General features: G+C 71.6%; 18 protein-coding genes and 1 pseudogene. 11 read left to right on the top strand and 8 right to left on the bottom strand.

The genetic code is table 11. The features are described from left to right. Nucleotides 1-19: 19 nt before the first annotated feature. Complete coding sequence (locus tag V1227_RS23995) at nucleotides 20-931, bottom strand: DNA recombination protein RmuC (RefSeq protein WP_329787779.1); 912 nt, start codon at nucleotides 929-931, stop codon at nucleotides 20-22. 99 nt (nucleotides 932-1,030) lie between these two features. Between V1227_RS23995 and V1227_RS23990 the strand changes: the two genes are divergently transcribed. Together V1227_RS23990 and V1227_RS23985 are read left to right on the top strand one after the other, a co-directional pair. Beyond that, nucleotides 1,031-2,170: an exonuclease SbcCD subunit D gene (locus tag V1227_RS23990; protein WP_329787778.1), complete on the top strand. Its 1,140-nt coding sequence runs from the start codon at nucleotides 1,031-1,033 to the stop codon at nucleotides 2,168-2,170. After that, nucleotides 2,167-5,043: an SMC family ATPase gene (locus V1227_RS23985; protein WP_329787777.1), complete on the top strand. Its 2,877-nt coding sequence runs from the start codon at nucleotides 2,167-2,169 to the stop codon at nucleotides 5,041-5,043. The genes V1227_RS23990 and V1227_RS23985 overlap by 4 nt, the downstream gene beginning before the upstream one ends. Nucleotides 5,044-5,070: 27 nt before the next feature. Here V1227_RS23985 and V1227_RS23980 read toward each other — a convergent pair whose 3' ends face one another. Together V1227_RS23980 and V1227_RS23975 are read right to left on the bottom strand one after the other, a co-directional pair. Continuing rightward, the gene (locus tag V1227_RS23980) at nucleotides 5,071-5,568 is read right to left on the bottom strand and encodes a methylated-DNA--[protein]-cysteine S-methyltransferase (protein ID WP_329787776.1); all 498 of its coding nucleotides are present in this window, start codon (nucleotides 5,566-5,568) and stop codon (nucleotides 5,071-5,073) included. Further along, nucleotides 5,565-6,851 (bottom strand): bifunctional transcriptional activator/DNA repair enzyme AdaA, encoded by a 1,287-nt coding sequence (locus tag V1227_RS23975; protein WP_329787775.1) that lies wholly within the window; start codon nucleotides 6,849-6,851, stop codon nucleotides 5,565-5,567. Before V1227_RS23975 ends, V1227_RS23980 begins: the two co-directional genes overlap by 4 nt. Before the next feature lie 80 nt (nucleotides 6,852-6,931). On the opposite strand from V1227_RS23975, the gene ychF reads away from it, so the two are divergent. Beyond that, nucleotides 6,932-8,011 (top strand): redox-regulated ATPase YchF, encoded by a 1,080-nt coding sequence (ychF, locus tag V1227_RS23970; protein ID WP_329787774.1) that lies wholly within the window; start codon nucleotides 6,932-6,934, stop codon nucleotides 8,009-8,011. A 60-nt stretch (nucleotides 8,012-8,071) separates the two neighbouring features. Here ychF and V1227_RS23965 read toward each other — a convergent pair whose 3' ends face one another. Further along, on the bottom strand, nucleotides 8,072-8,650 hold the full coding sequence (locus tag V1227_RS23965) for a Uma2 family endonuclease (RefSeq protein WP_329787773.1): 579 nt from the start codon (nucleotides 8,648-8,650) through the stop codon (nucleotides 8,072-8,074). 420 nt (nucleotides 8,651-9,070) lie between these two features. Between V1227_RS23965 and V1227_RS23960 the strand changes: the two genes are divergently transcribed. Together V1227_RS23960 and V1227_RS23955 are read left to right on the top strand one after the other, a co-directional pair. Further along, nucleotides 9,071-9,226: a DUF6131 family protein gene (locus tag V1227_RS23960; protein WP_090007203.1), complete on the top strand. Its 156-nt coding sequence runs from the start codon at nucleotides 9,071-9,073 to the stop codon at nucleotides 9,224-9,226. A 273-nt stretch (nucleotides 9,227-9,499) separates the two neighbouring features. Beyond that, nucleotides 9,500-10,714, top strand: coding sequence for a mannosyltransferase (locus V1227_RS23955; RefSeq protein WP_329787772.1), 1,215 nt, complete (start codon nucleotides 9,500-9,502; stop codon nucleotides 10,712-10,714). A 15-nt stretch (nucleotides 10,715-10,729) separates the two neighbouring features. Here V1227_RS23955 and V1227_RS23950 read toward each other — a convergent pair whose 3' ends face one another. Next, nucleotides 10,730-11,023: a 4a-hydroxytetrahydrobiopterin dehydratase gene (locus tag V1227_RS23950; protein ID WP_090099803.1), complete on the bottom strand. Its 294-nt coding sequence runs from the start codon at nucleotides 11,021-11,023 to the stop codon at nucleotides 10,730-10,732. Nucleotides 11,024-11,161: 138 nt separating this feature from the next. Between V1227_RS23950 and V1227_RS23945 the strand changes: the two genes are divergently transcribed. The 4 genes from V1227_RS23945 to V1227_RS23930 are packed head-to-tail and all read left to right on the top strand — an operon-like array spanning nucleotide 11,162 to nucleotide 15,461. After that, nucleotides 11,162-12,160, top strand: a complete 999-nt coding sequence (locus tag V1227_RS23945; RefSeq protein ID WP_329787771.1) for a thiamine ABC transporter substrate-binding protein — start codon at nucleotides 11,162-11,164, stop codon at nucleotides 12,158-12,160. Beyond that, entirely contained in the window at nucleotides 12,136-13,743 is a 1,608-nt protein-coding gene (locus tag V1227_RS23940; RefSeq protein WP_329794094.1) for an ABC transporter permease, read from the top strand. Before V1227_RS23945 ends, V1227_RS23940 begins: the two co-directional genes overlap by 25 nt. After that, nucleotides 13,743-14,693, top strand: a complete 951-nt coding sequence (locus V1227_RS23935) for an ABC transporter ATP-binding protein (RefSeq protein WP_329787770.1) — start codon at nucleotides 13,743-13,745, stop codon at nucleotides 14,691-14,693. The genes V1227_RS23940 and V1227_RS23935 overlap by 1 nt, the downstream gene beginning before the upstream one ends. Nucleotides 14,694-14,705: 12 nt before the next feature. Continuing rightward, the gene (locus V1227_RS23930; RefSeq protein ID WP_329787769.1) at nucleotides 14,706-15,461 is read left to right on the top strand and encodes an SDR family oxidoreductase; all 756 of its coding nucleotides are present in this window, start codon (nucleotides 14,706-14,708) and stop codon (nucleotides 15,459-15,461) included. On the opposite strand, the gene V1227_RS23925 is transcribed toward V1227_RS23930, so the two are convergent. The 3 genes and pseudogenes from V1227_RS23925 to V1227_RS23915 form a co-directional block, all read right to left on the bottom strand. Continuing rightward, nucleotides 15,458-16,267, bottom strand: a complete 810-nt coding sequence (locus tag V1227_RS23925) for an ABC transporter permease (RefSeq protein WP_329787768.1) — start codon at nucleotides 16,265-16,267, stop codon at nucleotides 15,458-15,460. The two genes, V1227_RS23930 and V1227_RS23925, sit on opposite strands and share 4 nt — an antisense overlap. After that, a pseudogene (locus tag V1227_RS23920) lies at nucleotides 16,264-17,267 on the bottom strand (ABC transporter ATP-binding protein). Before V1227_RS23920 ends, V1227_RS23925 begins: the two are co-directional and overlap by 4 nt. Next, nucleotides 17,264-18,334, bottom strand: coding sequence for a LolA family protein (locus tag V1227_RS23915; RefSeq protein WP_329787767.1), 1,071 nt, complete (start codon nucleotides 18,332-18,334; stop codon nucleotides 17,264-17,266). The pseudogene V1227_RS23920 and the gene V1227_RS23915 overlap by 4 nt, the downstream one beginning before the upstream one ends. A gap of 153 nt (nucleotides 18,335-18,487) precedes the next feature. Between V1227_RS23915 and V1227_RS23910 the strand changes: the two genes are divergently transcribed. Both V1227_RS23910 and V1227_RS23905 read left to right on the top strand, forming a co-directional pair. Beyond that, on the top strand, nucleotides 18,488-19,201 hold the full coding sequence (locus V1227_RS23910) for a response regulator transcription factor (RefSeq protein ID WP_236221090.1): 714 nt from the start codon (nucleotides 18,488-18,490) through the stop codon (nucleotides 19,199-19,201). Next, nucleotides 19,198-20,457, top strand: coding sequence for a sensor histidine kinase (locus V1227_RS23905; RefSeq protein ID WP_329787766.1), 1,260 nt, complete (start codon nucleotides 19,198-19,200; stop codon nucleotides 20,455-20,457). Before V1227_RS23910 ends, V1227_RS23905 begins: the two co-directional genes overlap by 4 nt. Nucleotides 20,458-20,460 lie beyond the last annotated feature (3 nt).

Here is a 20,460-nt window from a genome sequence, read left to right as displayed (position 1 = left end):
CGGGTACACCGCGTGCGTTTCAAGCGGACTGCTCGTCCGCCCTCCGGACGAGGGGGAGGGGTGTGGGAGTGGCGGAGGCGTCCGTCAGCGGCTCCACGCTCGCCCGGAAACCCTCCAGGGCGTCGAGCTCCCTGCGCCTCGCCGAGAGGAACCGCTGCAGGTGGGTGGTGGAGAGGTTGACGGCCTCGATGGCGGTGTCCGCGGCGCGGTGCGCCCGGCCCGCCTGCAGCCTGACCTGCTCGACGTCGTCGGCGAGGGCGCGTTCGGTGACGGCGAACATCGCCGAGGACGCGATCACGGCGAACCCGGTCGGGCCGCACAGGAAGACGCGGCGGTCGAGCAGCCAGCGCAGCAGTTCCGGATCGGTGTCCAGCGCGGCGACGACGGCGCCGTCGTTGGGGACGAACATGATCGTGCCGTAGATGGCGTCGGCCCAGCGCTGGTAGCCCTTGCCCGCCAGTTCGGCGGCACGCGAACGGATGTTGCGGACGTGCACGCGCAGCGCGTCCTGGCGTTCCTGGGGGTCGTCCGTCTCGACCGCTTCCGCCCAGGTGGCCATGGACATCTTCGAGTCGACCGGGACCTGACGGCCGCCGCCGACGTTCAGGACCATGTCCGGACGGACCGCTCCACCGCCTGCCACGTCCGTCTGCAGCGTGTAGTGGAGGTTTTCCCTCAGGCCCAGTGCGCGCGCTGTCTCGACGAGCACCTGCTCGCCCAGTTCGCCGCGTCCCGAAACGCTGGAGAACGCCACCTCGTAGCGCTGGAGGGCCACCTGCTGGGCGTCGTAGCGCGCGCGTTCGGCCGCGATGGCCTGGAGCGCTTCGTCGGCGCGCCGGACGCTGTCCTGGTACAGGCGGTGGACGAACACCAGTGCCCCGGCGCAGACGAGCGCCAGGACGAGGGAGGCGGTGATGATCACGGCGGTCACGGCACCGATGATGCTCCCCCACGGACGCTGAACTCGATCGGGTGACACGCCGGGAACCCTCCCGGAGTTTTGTCGGACCCCGTCTCTACGGTTGGGGCCATGCGGATCCTGCACACCTCCGACTGGCACGTGGGGCGGACCTTCCACGGCCGCGACCTGCTCGTCGAGCAGGAGTCGGTGCTGAGCGGCCTCGCTGACCTGGTGTCCTCCGAGAAGGTCGACGTCGTGGTCATCTCCGGCGACCTGTACGACCGGGCGGTGCCGTCGGCGGACGCGGTGGCGTTGTGCGCGCGGGTGCTCATGCGGATCAGGGCGGCCGGGGCGCGGATCGTGATCACGCCGGGCAACCACGACTCGGCGGCGCGGATCGGGGTGTTCGGGGAGTTCGCCGCGGCGGGCGGGCTGCACCTGCGCACGCAGATCTCGTTGCTGGACAAGCCCGTCGAGCTGGCGGACGAGCACGGGCCGGTCGCGGTGTACGGCATCCCGTTCCTGGAGCCGGAACCGGCGCGCCACGCGCTCGGCGTGGCGGACAAGGGCCACGCGCCCGTGCTGGGGGAGGCGATGCGGCGGATCCGCGCCGACCTGGCATCGCGCGGGGCGCGGTCCGTCGTGCTGGCCCACGCCTTCGTGACGGGCGGGGCGCCGTCGGAGTCGGAGCGCACCATCGCGGTGGGGGGCGTGCAGGACGTGTCGATGCAGGTGTTCTCGGGCGTCGACTACGTGGCTCTGGGGCACCTGCACGGGCCGCAGACGCTCGCGGACAACCTGCGGTACTCGGGCAGCCCGCTGGCGTACTCGTTCTCCGAGGCGCGGCACCGCAAGTCGGTGTGGCTGGTCGAGCTGGACGAGGGCGGGCTCGTCGGCGTCGAGCGGCGCGACCTGCCGGTGCCGAGGCGGCTGGCGACGGTGACCGGTACGTTGGCCGGCGTGCTGGAGGACCCGGCGCACAAGCCGCTGGAAGACCACTTCCTGTCCGTGGTGCTGACGGACCGGGTGCGGCCGATGGACGCCCTGCGGCAGCTGCAGAAGCGGTTCGAGCACGCGGTGCACGTGGAGTGGCGGCCGGAGCAGGGCCCGCAGCACGACATGACCTACGCGGAACGGGTGCGCGGCCGTTCCGACGAGGAGGTGGCCTGCTGCTTCGTGTCCGACGCCCGCGGGTCGGAGCCTTCCGCGGCCGAGATGGCGTTGTTGCGCGAGGCGTTCGCGTCGGTGGCGAGGGAGCAGGAGCAATGAGACTGCACCGCCTGGAGCTGACGGCGTTCGGTCCGTACCCGAAACCGGAGGCCGTCGACTTCGACGAGCTGGGTGCGGACGGGTTGTTCCTGCTGCACGGCGACACGGGCGCCGGCAAGACGACGTTGCTCGACGCGGTGGCGTTCGCGCTGTTCGGCAAGGTTCCCGGCGCGCGGGGCGACGTGAAGAAGCTCCGGTGCGAGTACGCCGATCCCGAGGTGCCGACCGAGGTGTCGCTGGAGCTCACCGTGCAGTCGCGGCGGTTCCGGATCGTGCGCTCGCCGGAGTTCGACCGGCCGAAGAAGCGCGGCGGCGGCTTCACCACGCAGCCCGCGAAGTGCTCGCTGACGTGGCTCGCGGGCTGGGACGGCGAGGGCATCACCCGCATCGACGACGTGGCGCGCGCGGTCGAGGACATGCTGGGCATGTCGTACGAGCAGTTCTTCCAGGTCGTGCTGCTGCCGCAGGGGGAGTTCGCGAAGTTCCTCCGGTCGGACACGGCCGAGCGCGAGGTGCTGCTGGAGAAGCTCTTCGGCACCGAGCGGTTCCTGGACGTGGAGAAGTGGTTCCGCGACAGGCGGCTCGCGGCCGGGCGGGTGCTGGAGGAACGTCGTCAGGGCGCTGCCAAGCTGGTGCACCGCGTGGCCGAGGCCGCGTCCGAGGAGCCCTCCGACGAGCCCGGCTGGCTGGAAGCGGTGCTGGACCGGCTCTCCCTCGCGGTGGAGCGGGCGGAGGCGCTGTCGGAGGAGACGGCGGGCGTGGCCGACGGCGCGGACGCGATGCTGGCGCACGCCCGCGTGCAGGCCGACCAGCTGCGCCGGGTGCGGGAGGCCCGCGAGCTGCTCGCCCGTGTCGAGGCGGCCGATTCGGCGTCGTGGTTCGCCGAACGCGATGCCGCCCGGCGTGCGATCCCCGTCGTGCCGGCGCATGCCGAGATCGCGAAGCTCCAGCGGTCCCACGAGTTCGCCGTCCGCGACGAGAGCAAGGCCGCGGAGGCGTTGGCGCGCCTGGGGTACGAGGGTTCGGCGTTGCGGGAGGACGCCGAGCGCTACCGCGAGGAGGCCGGTGGTCTGGGCGAGCTGGCGGCCGAGGCGGAACGCCAGCAGGCGGACGTGCGCAGGCTGTCGGTGCTGAAGAACTCCTCCTACCAGGTGGAACGCCGGCTGCTGGCCCTGAAGGCCGAGCTGGAGGTGCTCCCCGAGCGCCTGGCCCAGTGCCGCGCCCAGCTCGACGCCGCGGTCGAGGCGTCGGGGCGGCTCGACTCGCTGAAGGCCCGTGCCGACGCGGCCGACGCGCTGCCGGGGGCGACGCGGGCGCTGGAGCGCACCAGGAACGAGCTGCACCAGGCGATCGACGTCCACCAGAAGGCCAAGGACGTCCTGCAGCAGGTCCGCCACCAGCGCCTGGAGAACATGGCCATCGAGCTCGCCGCGGCCCTCAAGCGCGGCAAGCCCTGTGCCGTCTGCGGTTCCCCGAGCCACCCCGCGCCCGCCCAGCCGATGCTGGGCGGCGTCGGCGCGACGGACGAGGAGGTGGCCGCCCGCGAGGAGCAGGCCGCCCTGGAGCGCCGCCACGAGGCCGAACGGGCCGCCCACGCCGCCGAGCTGCGCATCCAGGCCTGCTGGGAGGCCCTGGGCTCCGAGGAGCCGGCCGCCGCGCCGGCCGAGTACCGCGCGGCGCTGGAGCTGGCGCGCACCCGGTCGCAGCGGCAGACGGAGTTCGTCGGCCTCGAGGCCAAGATCCGCGACCTCGGAGCGGAGAAGGGCCAGGTCGAGCAGGACCTGGTCGGCCTGCGCACGGAGCACACGTCGCTCGTCGCGGTCGTCGAGGAACGAGGCGCCCGCCTGGACAAGGCCCGCGGCGAGCACGAGGACGTCCTGACCCGCCGCGACCACCTGCTGCGCCTCGCGAAGGCCCTGGTGGAGCTGGACGAGCGCCGCAACGCCCGTGCCGCCGCCCTGGCCCGCGTGCGGGAGCAGCAGGCGTCGGTCGCCGCGCTGGCCGCCGAGGCGGGCTTCGCCGACGTGGACGCCGCCCTGGCCGCCCACCGCCCGGCGGCCGAGCTGAAGGCGCTGGACGAGCGCATCGCGACCTGGGAACGCGCCCGCGCCTCCGCCCTCGCGACGCTGGAGGAGCTCGCCGAGGTCGACCCCGACGAGGAGGTCGACCTGGCCGGGGTGACGGCCCAGGCCTCCTCCGCCCGCGCCGCCGCCTCCTCCGCGGCGACGGGCCTGGCCCGTGCCCGAGCGGCCCTGGAGCGCGTGAGCGAGCTGGCCGCGCGCCTGCGCGCCGAGCGGAAGTCGCTGGAACCGCTTGAGGCCTCGTACGCCGAGCTGGACGCGTTGACGGACGTGATCAACGGCCGCGGCCAGAACTCGAAGAAGATGACCCTGCGGTCGTACGTGCTGGCGGCGCGGCTGGAGGAGGTCGCCGTGGCGGCCTCGGCCCGCCTGCACCGCATGAGCCAGGGCCGCTACAGCTTCGTGCACTCCGACTCGGCCGGAGCGCGCGGCACCCGCGGCGGCCTGAGCCTCGACGTGCTGGACGACTACTCGGGCCGGTCACGTCCCGCCAAGACGCTGTCCGGCGGCGAGTCGTTCCTGGCGTCGTTGTCGCTGGCCCTGGGCCTGGCGGACGTGGTGGCGAACGAGACGGGCGGCGCGCTGCTCGACACGTTGTTCGTCGACGAGGGCTTCGGCACGCTCGACTCCGACACGCTGGACATCGTGATGAACACGCTCGACGAGCTGCGCGCGGGCGGCCGGGTGGTCGGGCTGGTGTCGCACGTGGAGGAGCTGCGGCAGCGCATCCCGACGCGCCTGCGGGTGCGCAAGGCGCGCACCGGCTCGACGCTCGAGATGTCGCTGGGCTGACCCGGTCCCGGAGCCCGGTCCCGCCGGTCAGCGCTCGTGGGCGAGCAGCCAGCGCTTCACGTCGAGACCCCAGCGGAAGCCGCCGAGGTTGCCGCCGATCCGGATGACGCGGTGGCACGGCACGAACAGCGCCACCGAGTTGCGCGCGCACGCCGAGGCCGCGGCGCGGATGGCGGCGGGACGGCCGGACAGCTCCGCGTACTCGGAGTAGGTGACCGGTTCGCCCGCCTTGACGGTGCGCAGGACGTCCCAGGCGTGCTGCAGGAACGGGCCGGACTTCTGGCGGACCTCGACGGTGTCGATCGCGGTGAGGTCGCCCTCGTGGTAGGCGACGACGGCCTTGGTGACGTCGCCGAGGTCGGGGCGCGGGGTGATCTCGGACGGCATCAGGGTCGCGTGGATCTGCGGCGTCAGCAGGGAGATGTCGGCGGTCCAGCCGCTCGCGAGCACGGCCCCGTCCGGCGTGACGACCGCGGTGAACGGCCCCGCCGGGGTGTCCACAGTGGACGCGTGTGCGACGCTCATGGTGTTGCTGCCTTCCTCGTCAGGTGTGCTCCGGCGTAGGAGCGCCACGGCCGCCACTCGGGGCCGTGGGAAGCCAGGTCGCGCAAGGACTTCGGGAGCACCAGCACGTCCGGTGCGCCGAGCACGCGCATGGCCACCTCGTCGGCGACTTCGGCGCCGACCAGCGGTGTCAGTTCTTCGGTCAGGTCCTCCGGCGAGCGGCCCACGTCGACGACGAGTCTGCCGCTCGCGAGCGCCTCGGTGACGGGGTGGTCCCCGGCCGAGTACAGGTGGGTCAGCCCGCCGTCCGGGACCCGCAACGGCACGCCCTCGAACGGCGCGACGAGCCGCAGCAGCGTCTCGGCGCCGTCGACGCTGCCCGCGACCCGGATGCCCGGCGTCTCGCGGACCAGCGGGCCGATGACCGGGTCGGCGCCGAGGAACGTGTCCACGGCGACCGGGTCGGCGTCGAGGTCCAGCAGGCGGCGCACGCGGGCCACCGCCGTGCCCAGGTCGCGCACGTCGGCGAGGCGCAGCGAGCACAGGACGTGGCCGGTGGGGAACGTCAGGCGTACCGTCGCCTCGCCGTGGGGCAGCGAGAGCGTCCGCGCGTAGGAGTCGGCGGTCACCTCCTCCACGCCGGGCAGCGCGTGCGCCCGGAAGTGGGCGAGGAGGCCGGCGGCGTCGAACGGCGGCCGGTACGGCAGGCGCAGCACGATCCGGCCGGGGGTGCCGACCGGGGCCTCGCCGCGGCCGCGCATCTCCGACGGTGTCGAGGCGAACACCATGCGGATCGTGTCGTTGAACTGGCGCACCGACGCGAAGCCCGCCGCGAACGCGATGTCGGCGAACGGCAGCTCGGTCGTCTCGATCAGCAACCGCGCCGCGTGGGCGCGGTGGGCCCTGGCCAGCGCCAGCGGACCGGCCCCCAGTTCGGCGGTCAGCACGCGGGTGAGGTGGCGTTCCGAGTAGCCGAGCTTCGCCGCGAGCCCGGAGACGCCGTCGCGTTCGACGACGCCGTCGCTGATCAGGCGCATCGCCCGGCCCGCGAGGTCCGCCCGCAGGTTCCACTCCGGCGAGCCGGGGGTGGCGTCCGGCAGGCACCGCCGGCAGGCGCGGAAGCCCGCCGACTGCGCGGCCGCCGCCGTCAGGAAGAACCGGCTGTTGCGGCGCTTCGGGGTCACCGCGGGGCACGAGGGCCGGCAGTAGATGCCGGTCGTGCGCACCGCGTGGATGAAGCACCCGTCGAAACGGGCGTCACGTGCGGAGCACACCCGGTACGCGTGTTCTTCGTCGATGACCATGCCACCGATCCTGCCAGCGGGAACGGGCAATGGCTCGCGGGAATCGGACACGACCGTCGCCTGCCGTAGACTCGTCGCTCGTGAGTTTGACCCTCGGTATCGTCGGCCTGCCCAACGTCGGCAAGTCCACCCTGTTCAATGCGCTGACGCGCAACGACGTGCTCGCCGCGAACTACCCGTTCGCGACCATCGAGCCGAACGTGGGCGTCGTGCCGCTGCCGGACGCGCGCCTCACCAAGCTCGCCGAGATCTTCGGCTCCGAGCGCGAGGTGCCCGCCGTCGTGTCGTTCGTCGACATCGCGGGCATCGTGAAGGGCGCGTCGGAGGGCGAGGGCCTCGGCAACAAGTTCCTCGCGAACATCCGCGAAGCGAACGCCATCTGCCAGGTCATCCGCGTCTTCGACGACCCGGACGTCGTGCACGTCGACGGCCGCGTCGACCCGTCGAGCGACATCGAGACGATCAACACCGAGCTGATCCTCGCCGACCTCCAGACCCTCGAGAAGGCCATCCCGAGGATCGAGAAGGAGGCGCGGATGCAGAAGGACCGCCGCGCCGCCCTGGAGAACGCGAAGAAGGCCAAGGACGTCCTCGACTCGGGCCGCACGCTGTTCTCGGCCCAGTCCGAAGTGGACGGCGAACTGCTGCGCGAGCTGTCGCTGCTCACCACCAAGCCGTTCCTCTACGTCTTCAACGCCGACGAGGGCGTCCTGACCGACGAGGCCCGTCGGAAGGAGCTGCGCGAGCTCGTCGCCCCCGCCGACGCGGTGTTCCTCGACGCCAAGGTCGAGTCGGAGCTGCTGGAGCTCGACGAGTCGGAAGCCCTGGAGCTGCTGGAGTCGATCGGCCAGTCCGAGCCGGGCCTGCACGCCCTCGCCCGCGCCGGCTTCCACACCCTCGGCCTGCAGACCTACCTCACCGCGGGCCCGAAGGAGGCGCGCGCCTGGACGATCCCGCAGGGCGCCACCGCCCCGCAGGCCGCCGGCGTGATCCACACGGACTTCGAGAAGGGCTTCATCAAGGCCGAGGTCGTGTCGTTCGACGACCTGGTCGCGGCGGGCTCGAAGGCCGAGGCGAAGGCGGCGGGCAAGGTCCGCATGGAGGGCAAGGACTACGTCATGGCCGACGGCGACGTGGTCGAGTTCCGCTTCAACGTCTGACGGACGCTCGCGAAAGGCACCTTCCGCGCGGGAGGTGCCTTTCGTGCATCCGTCCCGTTTTCAGCGCTTCGCGGGGAACAGGCCGTCCAGGTCGACGGTGATCGGGAACGGCACCGTCACCGTGAGCTTCCCGCGGCAGAGGCCTGTCGGGACGTAAGCCCTGGTCGGCTCGTCCAACTCGTACACGTGCACGACGGTCTGAACGGCCTCGTCCTCGACGAGCCAGTAGTGCCGAATGCCCGCCTCCGCGTACTTGCGCAGCTTGACCGTGGTGTCCCGGTGCTCGGACTCCGGTGAGGCCACCTCCACCACGAGTGCGACGTCCTCAGGGGCGAACCAGGTGCGGTCGCGCTCCAACGATGCCGTGGTCACCAGGAGATCTGGCTCCGGACGATTGCGCCGGTCGAGCTTGATGGTCATGTCGCGCTCGACCTCGTAGCCGTCCGGAGCCTGGTTCATCAGCTCCAGGGTGAGCCCGGTGACGACACGACCGTGCCATGACCGCTGCGGTGACACCCTGAGAACGAGAGCTCCGTCGATCAGCTCGATGTGCCGGGGCGCTTCCGGCAGCCGGTCCAGGTCCTCCGCGAACCACCCTTCCGCGCGGGGAGGGCGCATCCAGTCAGGCAGAGCGGCCACGGCTCGAAGATAGTGGCTGGTGAGCACACCCGGCCAGGTAAGCCCGCCGCGTGCGCCCGCAACGATCAACGCTCCTGAACTCCTACGGCGTGAGCGAGGGTCACCGGAACTTCGGCGTCCTCGAGTCAGCGGCTCGACATCTCGCTGAGGCCGAAGCGCTGCGGCTGGAGCCTGCCACGCATCACCTCGACCACCAGCGCCACCTGGAATCAGTCGCTCCAAGTGCACGCGCGAATGCGGTGGGCAATCACCGGCGGCGAAAGCGCAGCTGACGCGAAAGCCTTTGCCGTCGAAGCGTTCCGGGACCGCGGGGTGGAGGTGTGCCCGCCCGGTTTGTATCGGCGACGAATTTTTGATGGAAGGTTTGTACCGACCTCCGTGGGGTAGCCAGAGTTCAGGTTTCCCCACCTGGAGGTTGCAATGATCGTCCTCGGTCTGATTCTGCTCGTCGTCGGATGGCTGGCCGGTATCAGCATCCTGACGACGCTGGGCGTGGTGCTGCTGGTCATCGGCGCGATCCTGGCCGTCCTCGGCGCGGTCGGCAAGCCGATCGGTGGGCGCGCGCACTACTTCTAAAAGCCGCTCCACCCCTCGGAAGCGGTGAACGAAGAAGGGGGAGCCTCCAATGTGGAGGCTCCCCCTTCTTCATGTCTCACAACGTTCACACGTTGTTCTTGGCTCGTGCGGCGGCGGCGAACACGCCGAAAGCGACCCCCAGCATGGCCAGAGCGGCGACAGCGGCAACAACAAGATCAACTGACATGATCGGAAAAACTCCCTCTTGCGATCTCTCCCGTGTCTTATGACGCCGGGGTACCCCAGAACGTTGCCTCGGGTAACGTTTTCGGGGTGAAACTCCGTGCTGTGGAAGCGCGTGTGCTCTCCGTAGCGCCGTGGCTGCTCGCGTTGTCGGTCGCCGGGCACCTGTTCATGGTCGCTTTCCAGGCGAAGATGACCATGATCGACCTGCTCGTCTACCGCAACGGGTCGCCGCACCTGTTCTCCGGCGACCTCTACGAGTGGCGGCTCGACCAGTACGCGGACGTGTTCCCGCTGCCGTTCACCTACCCGCCGTTCGCGGCCGCGATCTTCACGCCGATGAGCTGGGTGCCGTGGGAGGCGTCGCGCTGGATCTGGCAACTGATCTGCCTGGGGTGCCTGTACTTCATCGTGCGCACCAGCCTGAAGCTGCTCCGGCTGCCGGACCCGCGCCGCGCCATGATGTGGACCGCGCTGACGCTGTGGATCGAGCCGGTCCGCACCACGCTCAACTACGGCCAGATCAACCTGGTGCTGGTCGCGATCCTGATCGGCACGCTCGCCAGCGCGCGGAACTGGGTCGGCGGCGCCGGCGTCGGGTTCGCCGCGGGCATCAAGCTCACGCCCGCGATCTCCGGGCTGTACTTCCTCGTTCAGCGCCGGTGGATGGCCGCTGTGTGGTCGTTCGTCGCTTTTGTGGTGGTGTACGGGATCGGGTGGGCGATCTCACCGTCCCAGTCGGACAAGTTCTGGTTCCAGCTGCTCGGTGACGCGAGCCGGGTCGGCCCGGTCGGCAGCGCGATCAACCAGTCGCTGCGCGGAGCGCTCAGCCGCACGGTCGGCTACGACGTCAAGACGGGGCCGATCTACATCGTCGCCGTGCTCGTCGCCGCCGCTCTGACGTGGTTCGCGGTCAGCAGGACCAGGGACGCGCTGGCGTTGATCGTGAGCGTGCAGATGCTCGGCCTGCTCGTCTCGCCGATCTCGTGGAGCCACCACTGGGTGTGGATGGTGCCCGCCCTGCTCTGGCTCGTCCACGAGGGCGGACACCTGCTCTGCAAGATCACCGCCGGTCTGTGGGTGCTGCTGACCGGCGGCTACCTGATCTCGTTCCTGCTGCTGGCCCAGCCGAACATCTGGGACTTCCCGCGGCCGTGGATCTTCGTGGTGCTCGGCTGGGGCTATCCGGCCGCGGGCGTGCTGACGCTGGTCGCGATCGGGCTGGCGGCGCGGCGCAAGCGCGGCGAGCCGCGTCCCGGTGGCGAGGAAGCCGCCGACGGCGAACCCAGCAGGGTCGCCGGCTGACGCCTCCCGGCCGGGTCAGCCCAGGGCGTCCAGGACCCCGTCGATCTCCTCGGCGAGGGACACGTCCAGTGCGGTGATTCCTCCCTTGTAGTGCGTGCTCAGGCGGAATGTCAGCGTCTTGTACCGGATGTCGATGTCCGGGTGGTGGTTGTCGTTCTCGGCGATCTCCGCGACCCGGTTCACGACCATGATCGCCTGGGAGAAGCTCGGCAGCTCCACGGTCTTCACCAGTGCCGCGTCCTGGGGGCACCAGCCGGGGAGTTTGGGGAGCAGGTCGTCCAACTGATCGTCGCTCAACAGCTCGGCCATGTCCTGATCGTCCCACCACGTCACGTAAGCTGCGCGTTTGCCACGGGAGTCCGGTGAAGCGCCGGGCTGAGAGGAGGGCTCGCAAGCCCTCGACCGTCCACCTGATCCGGGTCATACCGGCGTAGGGAGAGGTTTGACGTGAGAAGGATTTTTGCTGTTTGCGCTGCTCTGGTGCTGGCCGGGTGCTCGGCCGGTACCTCGACCGCACCGCAGTCGCGCGAGGTCACGCTGGTGACCCACGACTCGTTCGCGGTCAAGCAGGAGGTCCTGGACGAGTTCCAGAGGTCCTCGGGCATCACCGTGAAGCAGCTCGCGAGCGGCGACGCGGGCGAGCTGACGAACAAGCTGGTGCTCACCAAGGCGAACCCGATCGGCGACGTGGCGTTCGGCGTCGACTCGACCTTCGCCTCCCGCGCTCTGAGCGAGGGCGTCTTCGCCGAGTACGCCTCGCCGGAGGCCTCGAAGGGCGCCCAGCGGTACAAGGCCGACGACTCGAACCGCCTGCAGGCCGTCGACGTCGGTGACGTGTGCCTCAACATCGACCCGGCCGAGCTCGGCGGGGTCGAGCCGAAGTCGTACGAGGACCTGGTCGACCCGAAGTTCAAGGACAAGCTGGTCGTCGAGAACCCGGCCACGTCCTCGCCCGGTCTCGCCTTCCTGCTCGGCACGATCGCGAAGTTCGGCGAGAACGGCTGGCAGGAGTACTGGACCAAGCTCAAGGCCAACGGCGTCAAGGTCGTGAGCGGCTGGGAAGAGGCCTACAACCAGGAGTTCTCCGCCACCAAGGGCGACCGGCCGATCGTCGTGTCGTACGCGTCGTCGCCGTCGGCCGAGGGCGGCAAGACCAAGGCCGTGCTCGACACCTGCTACCGCCAGGTCGAGTACGCCGGCGTGCTGTCCGGCGCGAAGAACCCCGAGGACGCCAAGAAGGTCCTCGACTTCCTGCTGGGTGAGCAGTTCCAGGCCCAGGTGGCCGAGCAGATGTACGTCTACCCCTCGCGCGAGGGCGTCGCGCTGCCCGAGTCGTGGGCCAAGGACGCCCCGCTGCCGTACTCGCCGCAGTCGTTGCCCGCCGAGAAGGTCAAGGACAACCGCGAAGCGTGGGTCGAGCAGTGGCGCAAGCTCGTGCAGGGCTGAGCTCGCGCACGGGGTGGTCGGTGGCGGCGCTGCTGCCGCTGGCCTTCCTGGGACTGTTCTTCGCGTGGCCCGTGCTGGCGATCGTGTCGCTCGGGCTGCGCGAGGGCGGTGTCCTGGAGGCGGTCTTCGAGGGCGACACCTGGGAGCTCGCCGGCTTCACCCTCGGGCAGGCCCTGGCGTCGACGGCCGTGGCGGTCGTCGCCGGGATGCCGCTCGCGTTCGTGCTGGCCCGGTGCCGGATCCGCGGGCTCGGGCTGGTGCGTGCCGCCGTGATGGTGCCGTTCGTGCTGCCGACCGTCGTGGTGGGCCTGGCCTTCCGGACGTTCTGGCCGGACGGCGGGGTGCTGCCGATCGTGCTGGCGAACGCCTTCTTCAACGTCGCCGTGGTCGCGCGGACCGTCGGCGGGCTGTGGGCGCACACCGATCGGCGGGCCGAGGACGCGGCACGGGCGCTGGGGGCGTCACGCCCGCGGGCGTTCCTGTCGGTGGTGCTGCCGGCGCTCGCGCCCGCGATCGGGTCGGCCGCGGCGGTCGTGTTCCTGTTCTGCGCCACGAGCTTCGGCGTCGTGCTGGTGCTCGGCGGCTCGCGGTACCGGACGCTGGAGACCGAGATCTACCTGCGGACGGTCGAGCTGTTCGACCTGTCCGGGGCGGCCGCCCTGTCGCTGCTGCAGTTCGCCGCCGTGCTGGCGGTGCTCGTGCTGGGCGCGCTCGCCCGGCGCCGGCGGGAGACCGCTCTGGCGTTGCGCGGCAGGGAAGAGCTGGCCCGGCGGCCCGCCGGTGGCGAGTGGTACGTCGTCGGTGCCGCGTTCGCCGTGGTGGTCGCGCTGCTGACGCCGGTCGTCGGCCTGGTGACCCGGTCGCTGTCCACCCGGGACGGCTGGAGCCTCGCCGGGTACGTGGCGCTGAACACCCGCGGCGACCGGGGCACGCTGGCGGTGACCGGCGTCGACGCCGCGGTGAACTCGCTGCGGACGGCCTTCGACGCGACGCTCGTGGCACTGGTGGTCGGGGTGTTCTCGGCCGTGGTGCTGGTCGGGCTGCGGCGGTCCGGTGCGCGTTTCGCCGAGGTGCTCGACACGGCGCTGATGCTGCCGCTCGGGGTGTCCGCGGTGACGGTCGGCTTCGGCTACCTGATCACCATGGACGCGCTGCCCGGCGACTTCCGCACCTCGCCGATGCTGGTGCCGCTGGCGCAGGCGCTGGTGGTGACGCCGCTGGTCGTGCGGATGGTGCTGCCGGTGCTGCGGGCCGTCGACGAACGGCTGCGGCAGGCGGCGGCGACGCTGGGGGCCTCGCCCGCCGGGGTGTGGCGTGAGGTCGACCTGCCGCTGGTCGGCCGGTCCCTGGTGGCGGCGGCCGGGTTCGGGTACGTGGTGGCGCTGGGGGAGTTCGGGGCGACGAGCTTCCTGGCCCGGCCGGACGCGCCGACGTTGCCGGTGGTGATCGCACGGCTGATGTCGCGGCCGGGGGAGTTGAACAGCCAGATGGCCTACGCGGCGTGCGCGCTGCTGATGGTCGTGACGGTCGGGTGCGTGCTGCTGATCGAGCGGTTGCGCGTGCCGAGCAGCGGGGAGTTCTGATGGCGCTGGAGCTGGACTCGATCACCGTCCGGTATGGACGGACGACGGCGGTGTCGGACGTGTCGCTCTCCGTGCGGGACGGCGAGGTCGTGGCGCTGCTCGGGCCGTCGGGGTGCGGGAAGTCGACGCTGCTGCGCACGGTCGCGGGGCTGGAGAAGCCCTCTTCCGGTGCCGTGCGGTGGGATCGCGCCGACCTGGCCGGCGTCCCGGTGCACCGGCGCGAGTTCGGGCTGGTGTTCCAGGACGGGCAGCTGTTCCCGCACCGCACGGTAGCCGGGAACGTGGCGTTCGGCCTGCGGATGAGGAAGGTCGAGCGCGAGGCGCGGGACAAGCGCGTGCTGTCGCTGCTCGAGCTCGTCGGCCTCGAGGGCTACGCCGATCGCCGGGTCACGCAGCTGTCCGGCGGGGAGCAGCAACGGGTGGCGCTGGCACGCGCGCTGGCGCCGTCACCGCGGTTGCTGCTGCTGGACGAGCCGCTCTCGGCGCTGGACCGGGCGTTGCGCGAGCAGCTCGCGGTCGACCTGGCGCGGCTGCTGCGGGAGGCGGCCACGACGGCGCTGGTCGTGACGCACGACCACGACGAGGCGTTCACGCTGGCCGACCGGGTGGCCATCATGTCGCGCGGCCGGATCGTCCAGGTCGGCCCGCCCGCCGAGGTGTGGTCGTCGCCGGTGGACGTCGAGACCGCGAAGTTCCTGGGCTGCAGCAGGTTCGTGCCCGGGTCGTTCGTCGGGCTGGACGTCGAGCGGGTCGGGTTGCGCGCCACGGCGCTGCGGGTCGACCCCGACGGTCTGCTGGAGGGCACGGTGCTGGAGCGGGTGCACCGGCGCGACCACGTGCGGTTGCTCGTGGAGGTCGGCGGCGAGGAGTACGAGGCAGTGGGGCCGGTGTCGGTCGGGGACCGCGTGCGGCTCGCAATCGACTTGGACGGCGTCGCGCGCGTCGGGTAGGCATGGAGTCCTATGGGACTTCTCGAGGGACGAGTAGCGCTGGTCACCGGCGTGAGCAGGCGGCAGGGCATCGGCTACGCGATCGCGTCCCGGCTGCGCGGACTGGGCGCGGAGGTGTTCGTGCAGCACCACGTCCCGCACGACGAGGCGCAGCCGTGGGGCGCGGACTCCGTGGACGAGGTGCTGGCCGGTGTCGGCGCTCAGGGGCTGGGCGTCGACCTGGCCGACCCCGCGGGGCCGGAGCGGCTGGTGGCCGCGGCCGTCGAGGCGTTCGGACGCGTCGACGTGCTGGTGTGCAACCACGCGCGGTCCGGCGGCGACGGGTCGCTGGCCGAGGTGGACGCCGAGATGCTCGACGGGCACCACGCGGTGAACACGCGCTCGTCGATCCTGCTGGCGCAAGCGTTTGCCCGCAGGTGGGAGGGGCGTGCGGGCGGCCGGGTCGTGTTCCTGACGTCCGGGCAGAACCTCGGGCCGATGCCCGGCGAGGTCGCCTACGCGGCGTCGAAGGGCGCCCTCGCGGCGATCGTGGCGACGCTGTCGCACGAGCTGGCGGACAGGGGCATCACCGTCAACGCCGTGAACCCCGGCCCGACCGACACGGGGTGGGCCGGACCGGAGCTCACGGACTTCGTGAACGAGCGGATGCCGTTGAAGCGCTGGGGTCAGCCGGACGACGCCGCCCGGCTGATCTCCTGGCTCTGCACCGACGACGCCGCCTGGATCACCGGTCAGGTGATCAACAGCGAGGGCGGGTTCCGGCGCTAGTTGTCCTTCGTGATGAGGCGCATGGCGGCCAAGCCCGTGCCGATCAGCAGGTAGCAGCCCGCGAGCAGGGTGCTGTCCCAGATCTGGTCGAGCGGGACCGGGTCGCGCATCACGTCGATCAGGCCGGGGAAGCCCGTCGTGATCAGGAACGGGTGCAGCCAGTCCAGCGACGAGAACTGCCCCAGCACCTGGAACACGATGATCGTCGTCATGGTCGCCGCCTGCACCACCAGCGGGTGCTCGGTGGTGGCCGAGACGGCGAGGGCGACGGCGCCGATCGACACCATCTGGAACGTCACGAGGACGACGAACAACGCGATGCGCAGCAGGCCCTCGCCGGTGTTCAGCGTGGTGCCCGACAGCGTCATCATGCCGTCCGTGCCGAGGAACGCCGTGCCCGCGATGATGCCGACGACGGCCATCAGCGTGACGGCGAACAACGACATCGCGGCGAGCCCGAACAGCTTCACGAACAGCAGCCGCACGCGGGACACCGGTGCGACCAGCAGGCCGCGCAGCGTGCCGTGCTGGGCCTCGCCCGCCAGGCCGTCCGCCGCCCAGATCGACGCCACCAGCGGCAGCAGCAGGTTGAGCGACAGGAACAACGTGAAGATCGGCACGACCATGCCGTTGCCCTGCAGGATGGCGCCGAGCCCGGGAGGCCCGCCGCCGCCCTCGTCCTCGCCGGCGGTCCAGATGCCGAAGCTGATGACGATCGGCACCAGGACCAGGCCGAACAGGCCGATGAGCGTGCGGGGCCTGCGCAGCATCCAGCGCACCTCGGAACCGAACTGACGCGTGATCATCGCGAGCCCCCGTCCAGCGTGTCCACGGCGGACATCCCGCGCTCGGCCTCCTCGGCCTCGGTGAGCCGCGCGAACAGCTCCTCGAGACCGGTCTTCCAGCGCGTGGCCTCGAAGACCCTGGCACCGCCCTGGACGAGCGTCTCGATCACCTGCGGCGCGCTCGTGCCGGCGAGCTCGACCCGCAGCCCGTCGCCCAGCGGCCGCGCGGAGATCTTGGCCTGGCGCAACGCGCTCAGCGCCTTCTCGACGTCCGGTGTGATCACCTGCAGTGCGGATCCCCCGCCTGCAGCAGCTCGGTCAGCTCGCCCTGCGCCACCACGGTGCCGCGGTGCAGCACGGCGACGTGCGTGCAGGTGGCCTCGACCTCGCTCAGCAGGTGGCTGGAGACGAGGACGGTGCTGCCCGCCGCGTGGAGCTCCGCGATGATCTTGCGGATCTCCCGCGTGCCGGCCGGGTCGAGGCCGTTGGTCGGCTCGTCGAGCACGACGAGCTTGCGCGGCACGAGCAGCGCCCCGGCCAGGCCGAGACGCTGCTTCATGCCGAGCGAGTACCCCCGGTACCTGCGGTGGGCCGCCTGGGCGAGCCCGACGCGCTCGAGCGCTTCCTCCACCGCCTGCTTGATCTGCTTCTTGGCCAGCAGCGGCTCGAACGCGGCACACCTGACGAGGTTCTCCCGCCCGCTGAGGAACGGGTGGAACCCCGGACCCTCGACCAGCGCGCCGACGTGCGGCAGCACCTGCTCGGCGCCGTCGGGAAGACGCCGGCCGAGCAGTTCGATCTCCCCCTGCGTGGGGCGGACCAACCCGAGCAGCATCCGGATCGTGGTCGTCTTGCCGGACCCGTTGGGCCCGAGCATGCCGAGCACGGCTCCCTGCGGCAGCTCGAGGTCGACGCGGTCCACGGCGACCGTGCTCCCGTACTCCTTGCGCAGACCCCTGGTCCGCGCGGCGACAGCGGTGGTGGACGGCGCTGTCACCGGCGCGCTGGTCGAGGTGGTCACTTCACCTGTCCGATCGTGTCGAACAGCACCTGCTCGGGAACGGCACCCGCGACAACGCGGCCGTCGTCCGCGATCAGGATCGTGGCGACCTTCGTGGTGAAGACCTTGCCGCTGCCCCAGGACCCGCTCACCTTCTTGGTGAACCGGTCGACGAGGCCCTGCGCCTCCGCCGGGACCTGCGCCATGGCCTCGGCCGGGATCCTCGCCCCGACCACCGTGTCCCAGCCCGTGCCGAAGACCTGCGGGTTCTCACCCTGCAGCGCCTGCTCGAGGCCGAGCTCCGGCGAACGGTCCCGGTCGCGCTCCTCCTTGGCCTCCGGCGTCGTGACCTTCGCCTGCGCCGGCGGCGTGAACTCGAAGAGCTTCGGGTCCTGCGGGCCGACGTTGATCTCGCTGAAGCCGACCATGCCCGCGGGCTCGCTCGTGCCGTTGGTCAGCACGGCGACGCGCAGCGGCATCTTGAGCTCGGAGTCGACGGCGATCCGCACCTCGCGGATCAGCGTCTTCTCGCTGGCCTTGGGGGTCAGCACGAGCTCGTAGGCGGCACGGTTCGCGACCCGCGCGGTGCCGTCGACGCTGATGTCGCTGAACTCCTTGGTCAGGCCGACGACCTGCTTGGCCGCCTCGGCCGGGTTGGCCGCCTCGGCCTTCGCGTCCGGCTTCTGCTCGTCCGCCCCGCGCTCGGCCTTCGTGACCTCGTTGTCGGCGGAGTTCCAAGACCAGGTGGTCTTGCCGTCGTGGACGACGGTCTGCTCGGACTGGCCGTTCGGCAGTGCGGCGCGGAACCTGCCGTTGCCGTCGGTCCAGATCCGCGCGCTGTGCTTGCCGTCGGCGAGCTGCGGGATCTCCGCGATCGACGGCAGGCCGAGCTTGTTGTCGACCTGCACGGTGCCGCCGAACGCGCCGGGCTCGCTCGTCAGCACCTGCTCGACGAGCGACTCCGCGGACACGTCCGGGAGCGTGGGTGGCTGGCCTGCGCCTGCGGGCATGGCGAGCAGGCCGAGGCCTGCCGCACCGGTGACCACTCCGGCCGCTGCCGCGGCCAGGGTCACCTTTCGGTTGTTCATCTGGTCCCCTCCTCCAAGGGCTTGTGACCACAGCTTGGCGGTGGGTTGCTGAGATGGTGCTGAGATCCGTTCTACCTGGTCTTTCTGGTGATCGCAGCACGGCTTTCTGAGAGTCGGCTGAGATCTTGCGGGCGGGTGGGGGCAGCGGGCGGCATGCTGTGCGGTGTGAAGCCTCGAGTGCTGGTCGTGGACGACGAAGTCGGCGTGCGCCGGGCGTTGGAACGGGGTCTGTCGGCGGAGGGCATGGAGGTCGTCACCGCGGCCGACGGGCCCACCGCGCTGCGGGTGGCGCTCACGGGGGCGTTCGACGTCGTCCTGCTCGACATCATGCTGCCGGGGCTGTCCGGGTACCGGGTGCTGCAGCGCATGCGGGCCGACGGGGTGCGCACGCCCGTGCTGATGGTGTCGGCCAAGGACGGGGAGGTCGACCAGGCCGACGGGCTCGACCTCGGCGCCGACGGGTACCTCGTCAAGCCGTTCAGCTTCGTGGTGCTGGTCGCGCAGGTCCGCGCCCTGCTGCGCCGCGGAGGGGGCGCGCGGCGCAAGCTCACGCTGGGGAACCTCGTGATCGACCGGGGGCTGCGCGAGGTCAGCTGGGCCGGGCAGGACGTCTCGCTGTCGCCGCGGGAGTACGCGGTGCTCGACGTGCTGGCGTCCAGGGCGGGGTCCGTGGTGACCAAGGACGAGCTGCTGCGGACCGTCTGGGGCGACGAGCAGGCCGCGACCCGCAACGCCGTCGAGGTCTACGTCGGCTACCTGCGGCGGAAGCTGGAGGCCGTGGGGGCGGGGGAGGTCGTGCGGACGATCCGGGGGCACGGGTACATCGCGTCCACCCCGGACCTCGACAACGCCCTGGGGAACAGGTGATCCCTCGCCGCTGGTGGTTGCGGCGCACGCTGCGCTTCCGCATCACCGTGGTGGCGACCGGGGTGGCGCTGCTGTGCCTGCTGGCGTTCACCGGTTTCGCGCCCGCGTTGATCGGCCTGATCCAGATCACCGCGGTGGACCAGGAGCTGGCGAAGTCGCCGCCCCGCGTGCTGGACGTGGCCGGTGTGCCCGTGGACGGCGGGCCGCCGCTGCCGCTGACGGCGCGGGACATCAGGGAGCTCAAATCCGGGGAACCGGTGCTGCGGCTGGAGGGCGAGACCGCACTGCGGTTCCGCGGGCAGGTCGTGTTCGCCGACGACGGGACGCCCAGGCTGGAGGTCTACGCGAGCACGTTGCTCGGGTACGGCAAGGCGAACACGCTCGGCACGCGCTGGCTGGCCGTCGCGGCGGTGCTCGTGGCCGTGCTCGTGGGCATCGCGACCTGGCTGGCGGTGCGGTCGTCGCTGCGGCCGGTGGAACGGATGCGCGTCGCGGCGGGGGAGCTGCCGCACGGCGAACGGTTGCCGGTGCCGCCGTCGCGGGACGAGCTGCAGGCGCTGGCCGAGGCGCTGAACGCGCTGCTGGCCCGGCGTGACGAGGCCTCCGACCGGTTGCGGCGCTTCACCGGGGACGCGGCGCACGAGCTCCGTTCGCCGGTGGCCTCCGTGCGCGCCCAGGCGGAAGTCGCCGTGGCGCACCCCGATCCGGACTTCTCGCTGGAGGTCCTGGAGTCGGTCGTCGAGGAGTCGATCCGGCTGAGCGCGCTGGTGGACTCGCTGCTGATCCTCGCCCGCGCCGACACGGGGGCGCCGCCGCGCGCCGAGGCCGTGGACCTGGTGCTGGAGGCCGAGTCGGCGATCTCCCGGCTGGACACCGAGCTGCTGGTGCGGCTGACCGCGCCGCCGTCGGCGTGCCTGGTGTCGGCCACGCGGTCCGAGGTCGAGCTGGTGCTGGACAACCTGCTGCGCAACGCCGCCCGGTACGCGTACTCGACGATCACGCTGACGCTGGTGCCGGTGGGGCGGGACGTGCGCCTGCTCGTGGACGACGACGGGCACGGCATTCCCGCCGAGCACCGGACGAAGGTGTTCGACCGGTTCTACCGGGTGGAGGAGGACCGCGGGCGCGGCTCCGGCGGCTTCGGCCTCGGGCTCGCGCTGGTGGCGCACCTCGTGCAGCGCCGCGGTGGCTCGGTGCACGCCGCCGAGTCGCCCGCCGGCGGTGCGCGTTTGGAGATCCGCTGGCCGTCCTGGTAGCAA

It is taken from the genome of Lentzea sp. DG1S-22, assembly GCF_036321065.1.
In the GTDB taxonomy this organism is placed as follows: Bacteria; Actinomycetota; Actinomycetes; order Mycobacteriales; family Pseudonocardiaceae; genus Lentzea; species Lentzea jiangxiensis.
The sequence above is the reverse complement of the archived record's forward strand: the minus strand, read 5'-3'. Positions and strand labels throughout refer to the sequence as shown.

What these genes read in the sequence shown, in the direction of transcription:
- V1227_RS23990 (WP_329787778.1), top strand. Translation starts at nt 1,031, where the DNA reads ATGCGGATCCTGCACACCTCCGACTGGCACGTGGGGCGGACCTTCCAC.
- V1227_RS23985 (WP_329787777.1), top strand. Translation starts at nt 2,167, where the DNA reads ATGAGACTGCACCGCCTGGAGCTGACGGCGTTCGGTCCGTACCCGAAA.
- V1227_RS23980 (WP_329787776.1), bottom strand. Translation starts at nt 5,568, where the DNA reads ATGAGCGTCGCACACGCGTCCACTGTGGACACCCCGGCGGGGCCGTTC.
- V1227_RS23975 (WP_329787775.1), bottom strand. Translation starts at nt 6,851, where the DNA reads ATGGTCATCGACGAAGAACACGCGTACCGGGTGTGCTCCGCACGTGAC.
- V1227_RS23960 (WP_090007203.1), top strand. Translation starts at nt 9,071, where the DNA reads ATGATCGTCCTCGGTCTGATTCTGCTCGTCGTCGGATGGCTGGCCGGT.
- V1227_RS23950 (WP_090099803.1), bottom strand. Translation starts at nt 11,023, where the DNA reads ATGGCCGAGCTGTTGAGCGACGATCAGTTGGACGACCTGCTCCCCAAA.
- V1227_RS23935 (WP_329787770.1), top strand. Translation starts at nt 13,743, where the DNA reads ATGGCGCTGGAGCTGGACTCGATCACCGTCCGGTATGGACGGACGACG.
- V1227_RS23930 (WP_329787769.1), top strand. Translation starts at nt 14,706, where the DNA reads ATGGGACTTCTCGAGGGACGAGTAGCGCTGGTCACCGGCGTGAGCAGG.
- V1227_RS23925 (WP_329787768.1), bottom strand. Translation starts at nt 16,267, where the DNA reads ATGATCACGCGTCAGTTCGGTTCCGAGGTGCGCTGGATGCTGCGCAGG.
- V1227_RS23915 (WP_329787767.1), bottom strand. Translation starts at nt 18,334, where the DNA reads ATGAACAACCGAAAGGTGACCCTGGCCGCGGCAGCGGCCGGAGTGGTC.
- V1227_RS23910 (WP_236221090.1), top strand. Translation starts at nt 18,488, where the DNA reads ATGCTGTGCGGTGTGAAGCCTCGAGTGCTGGTCGTGGACGACGAAGTC.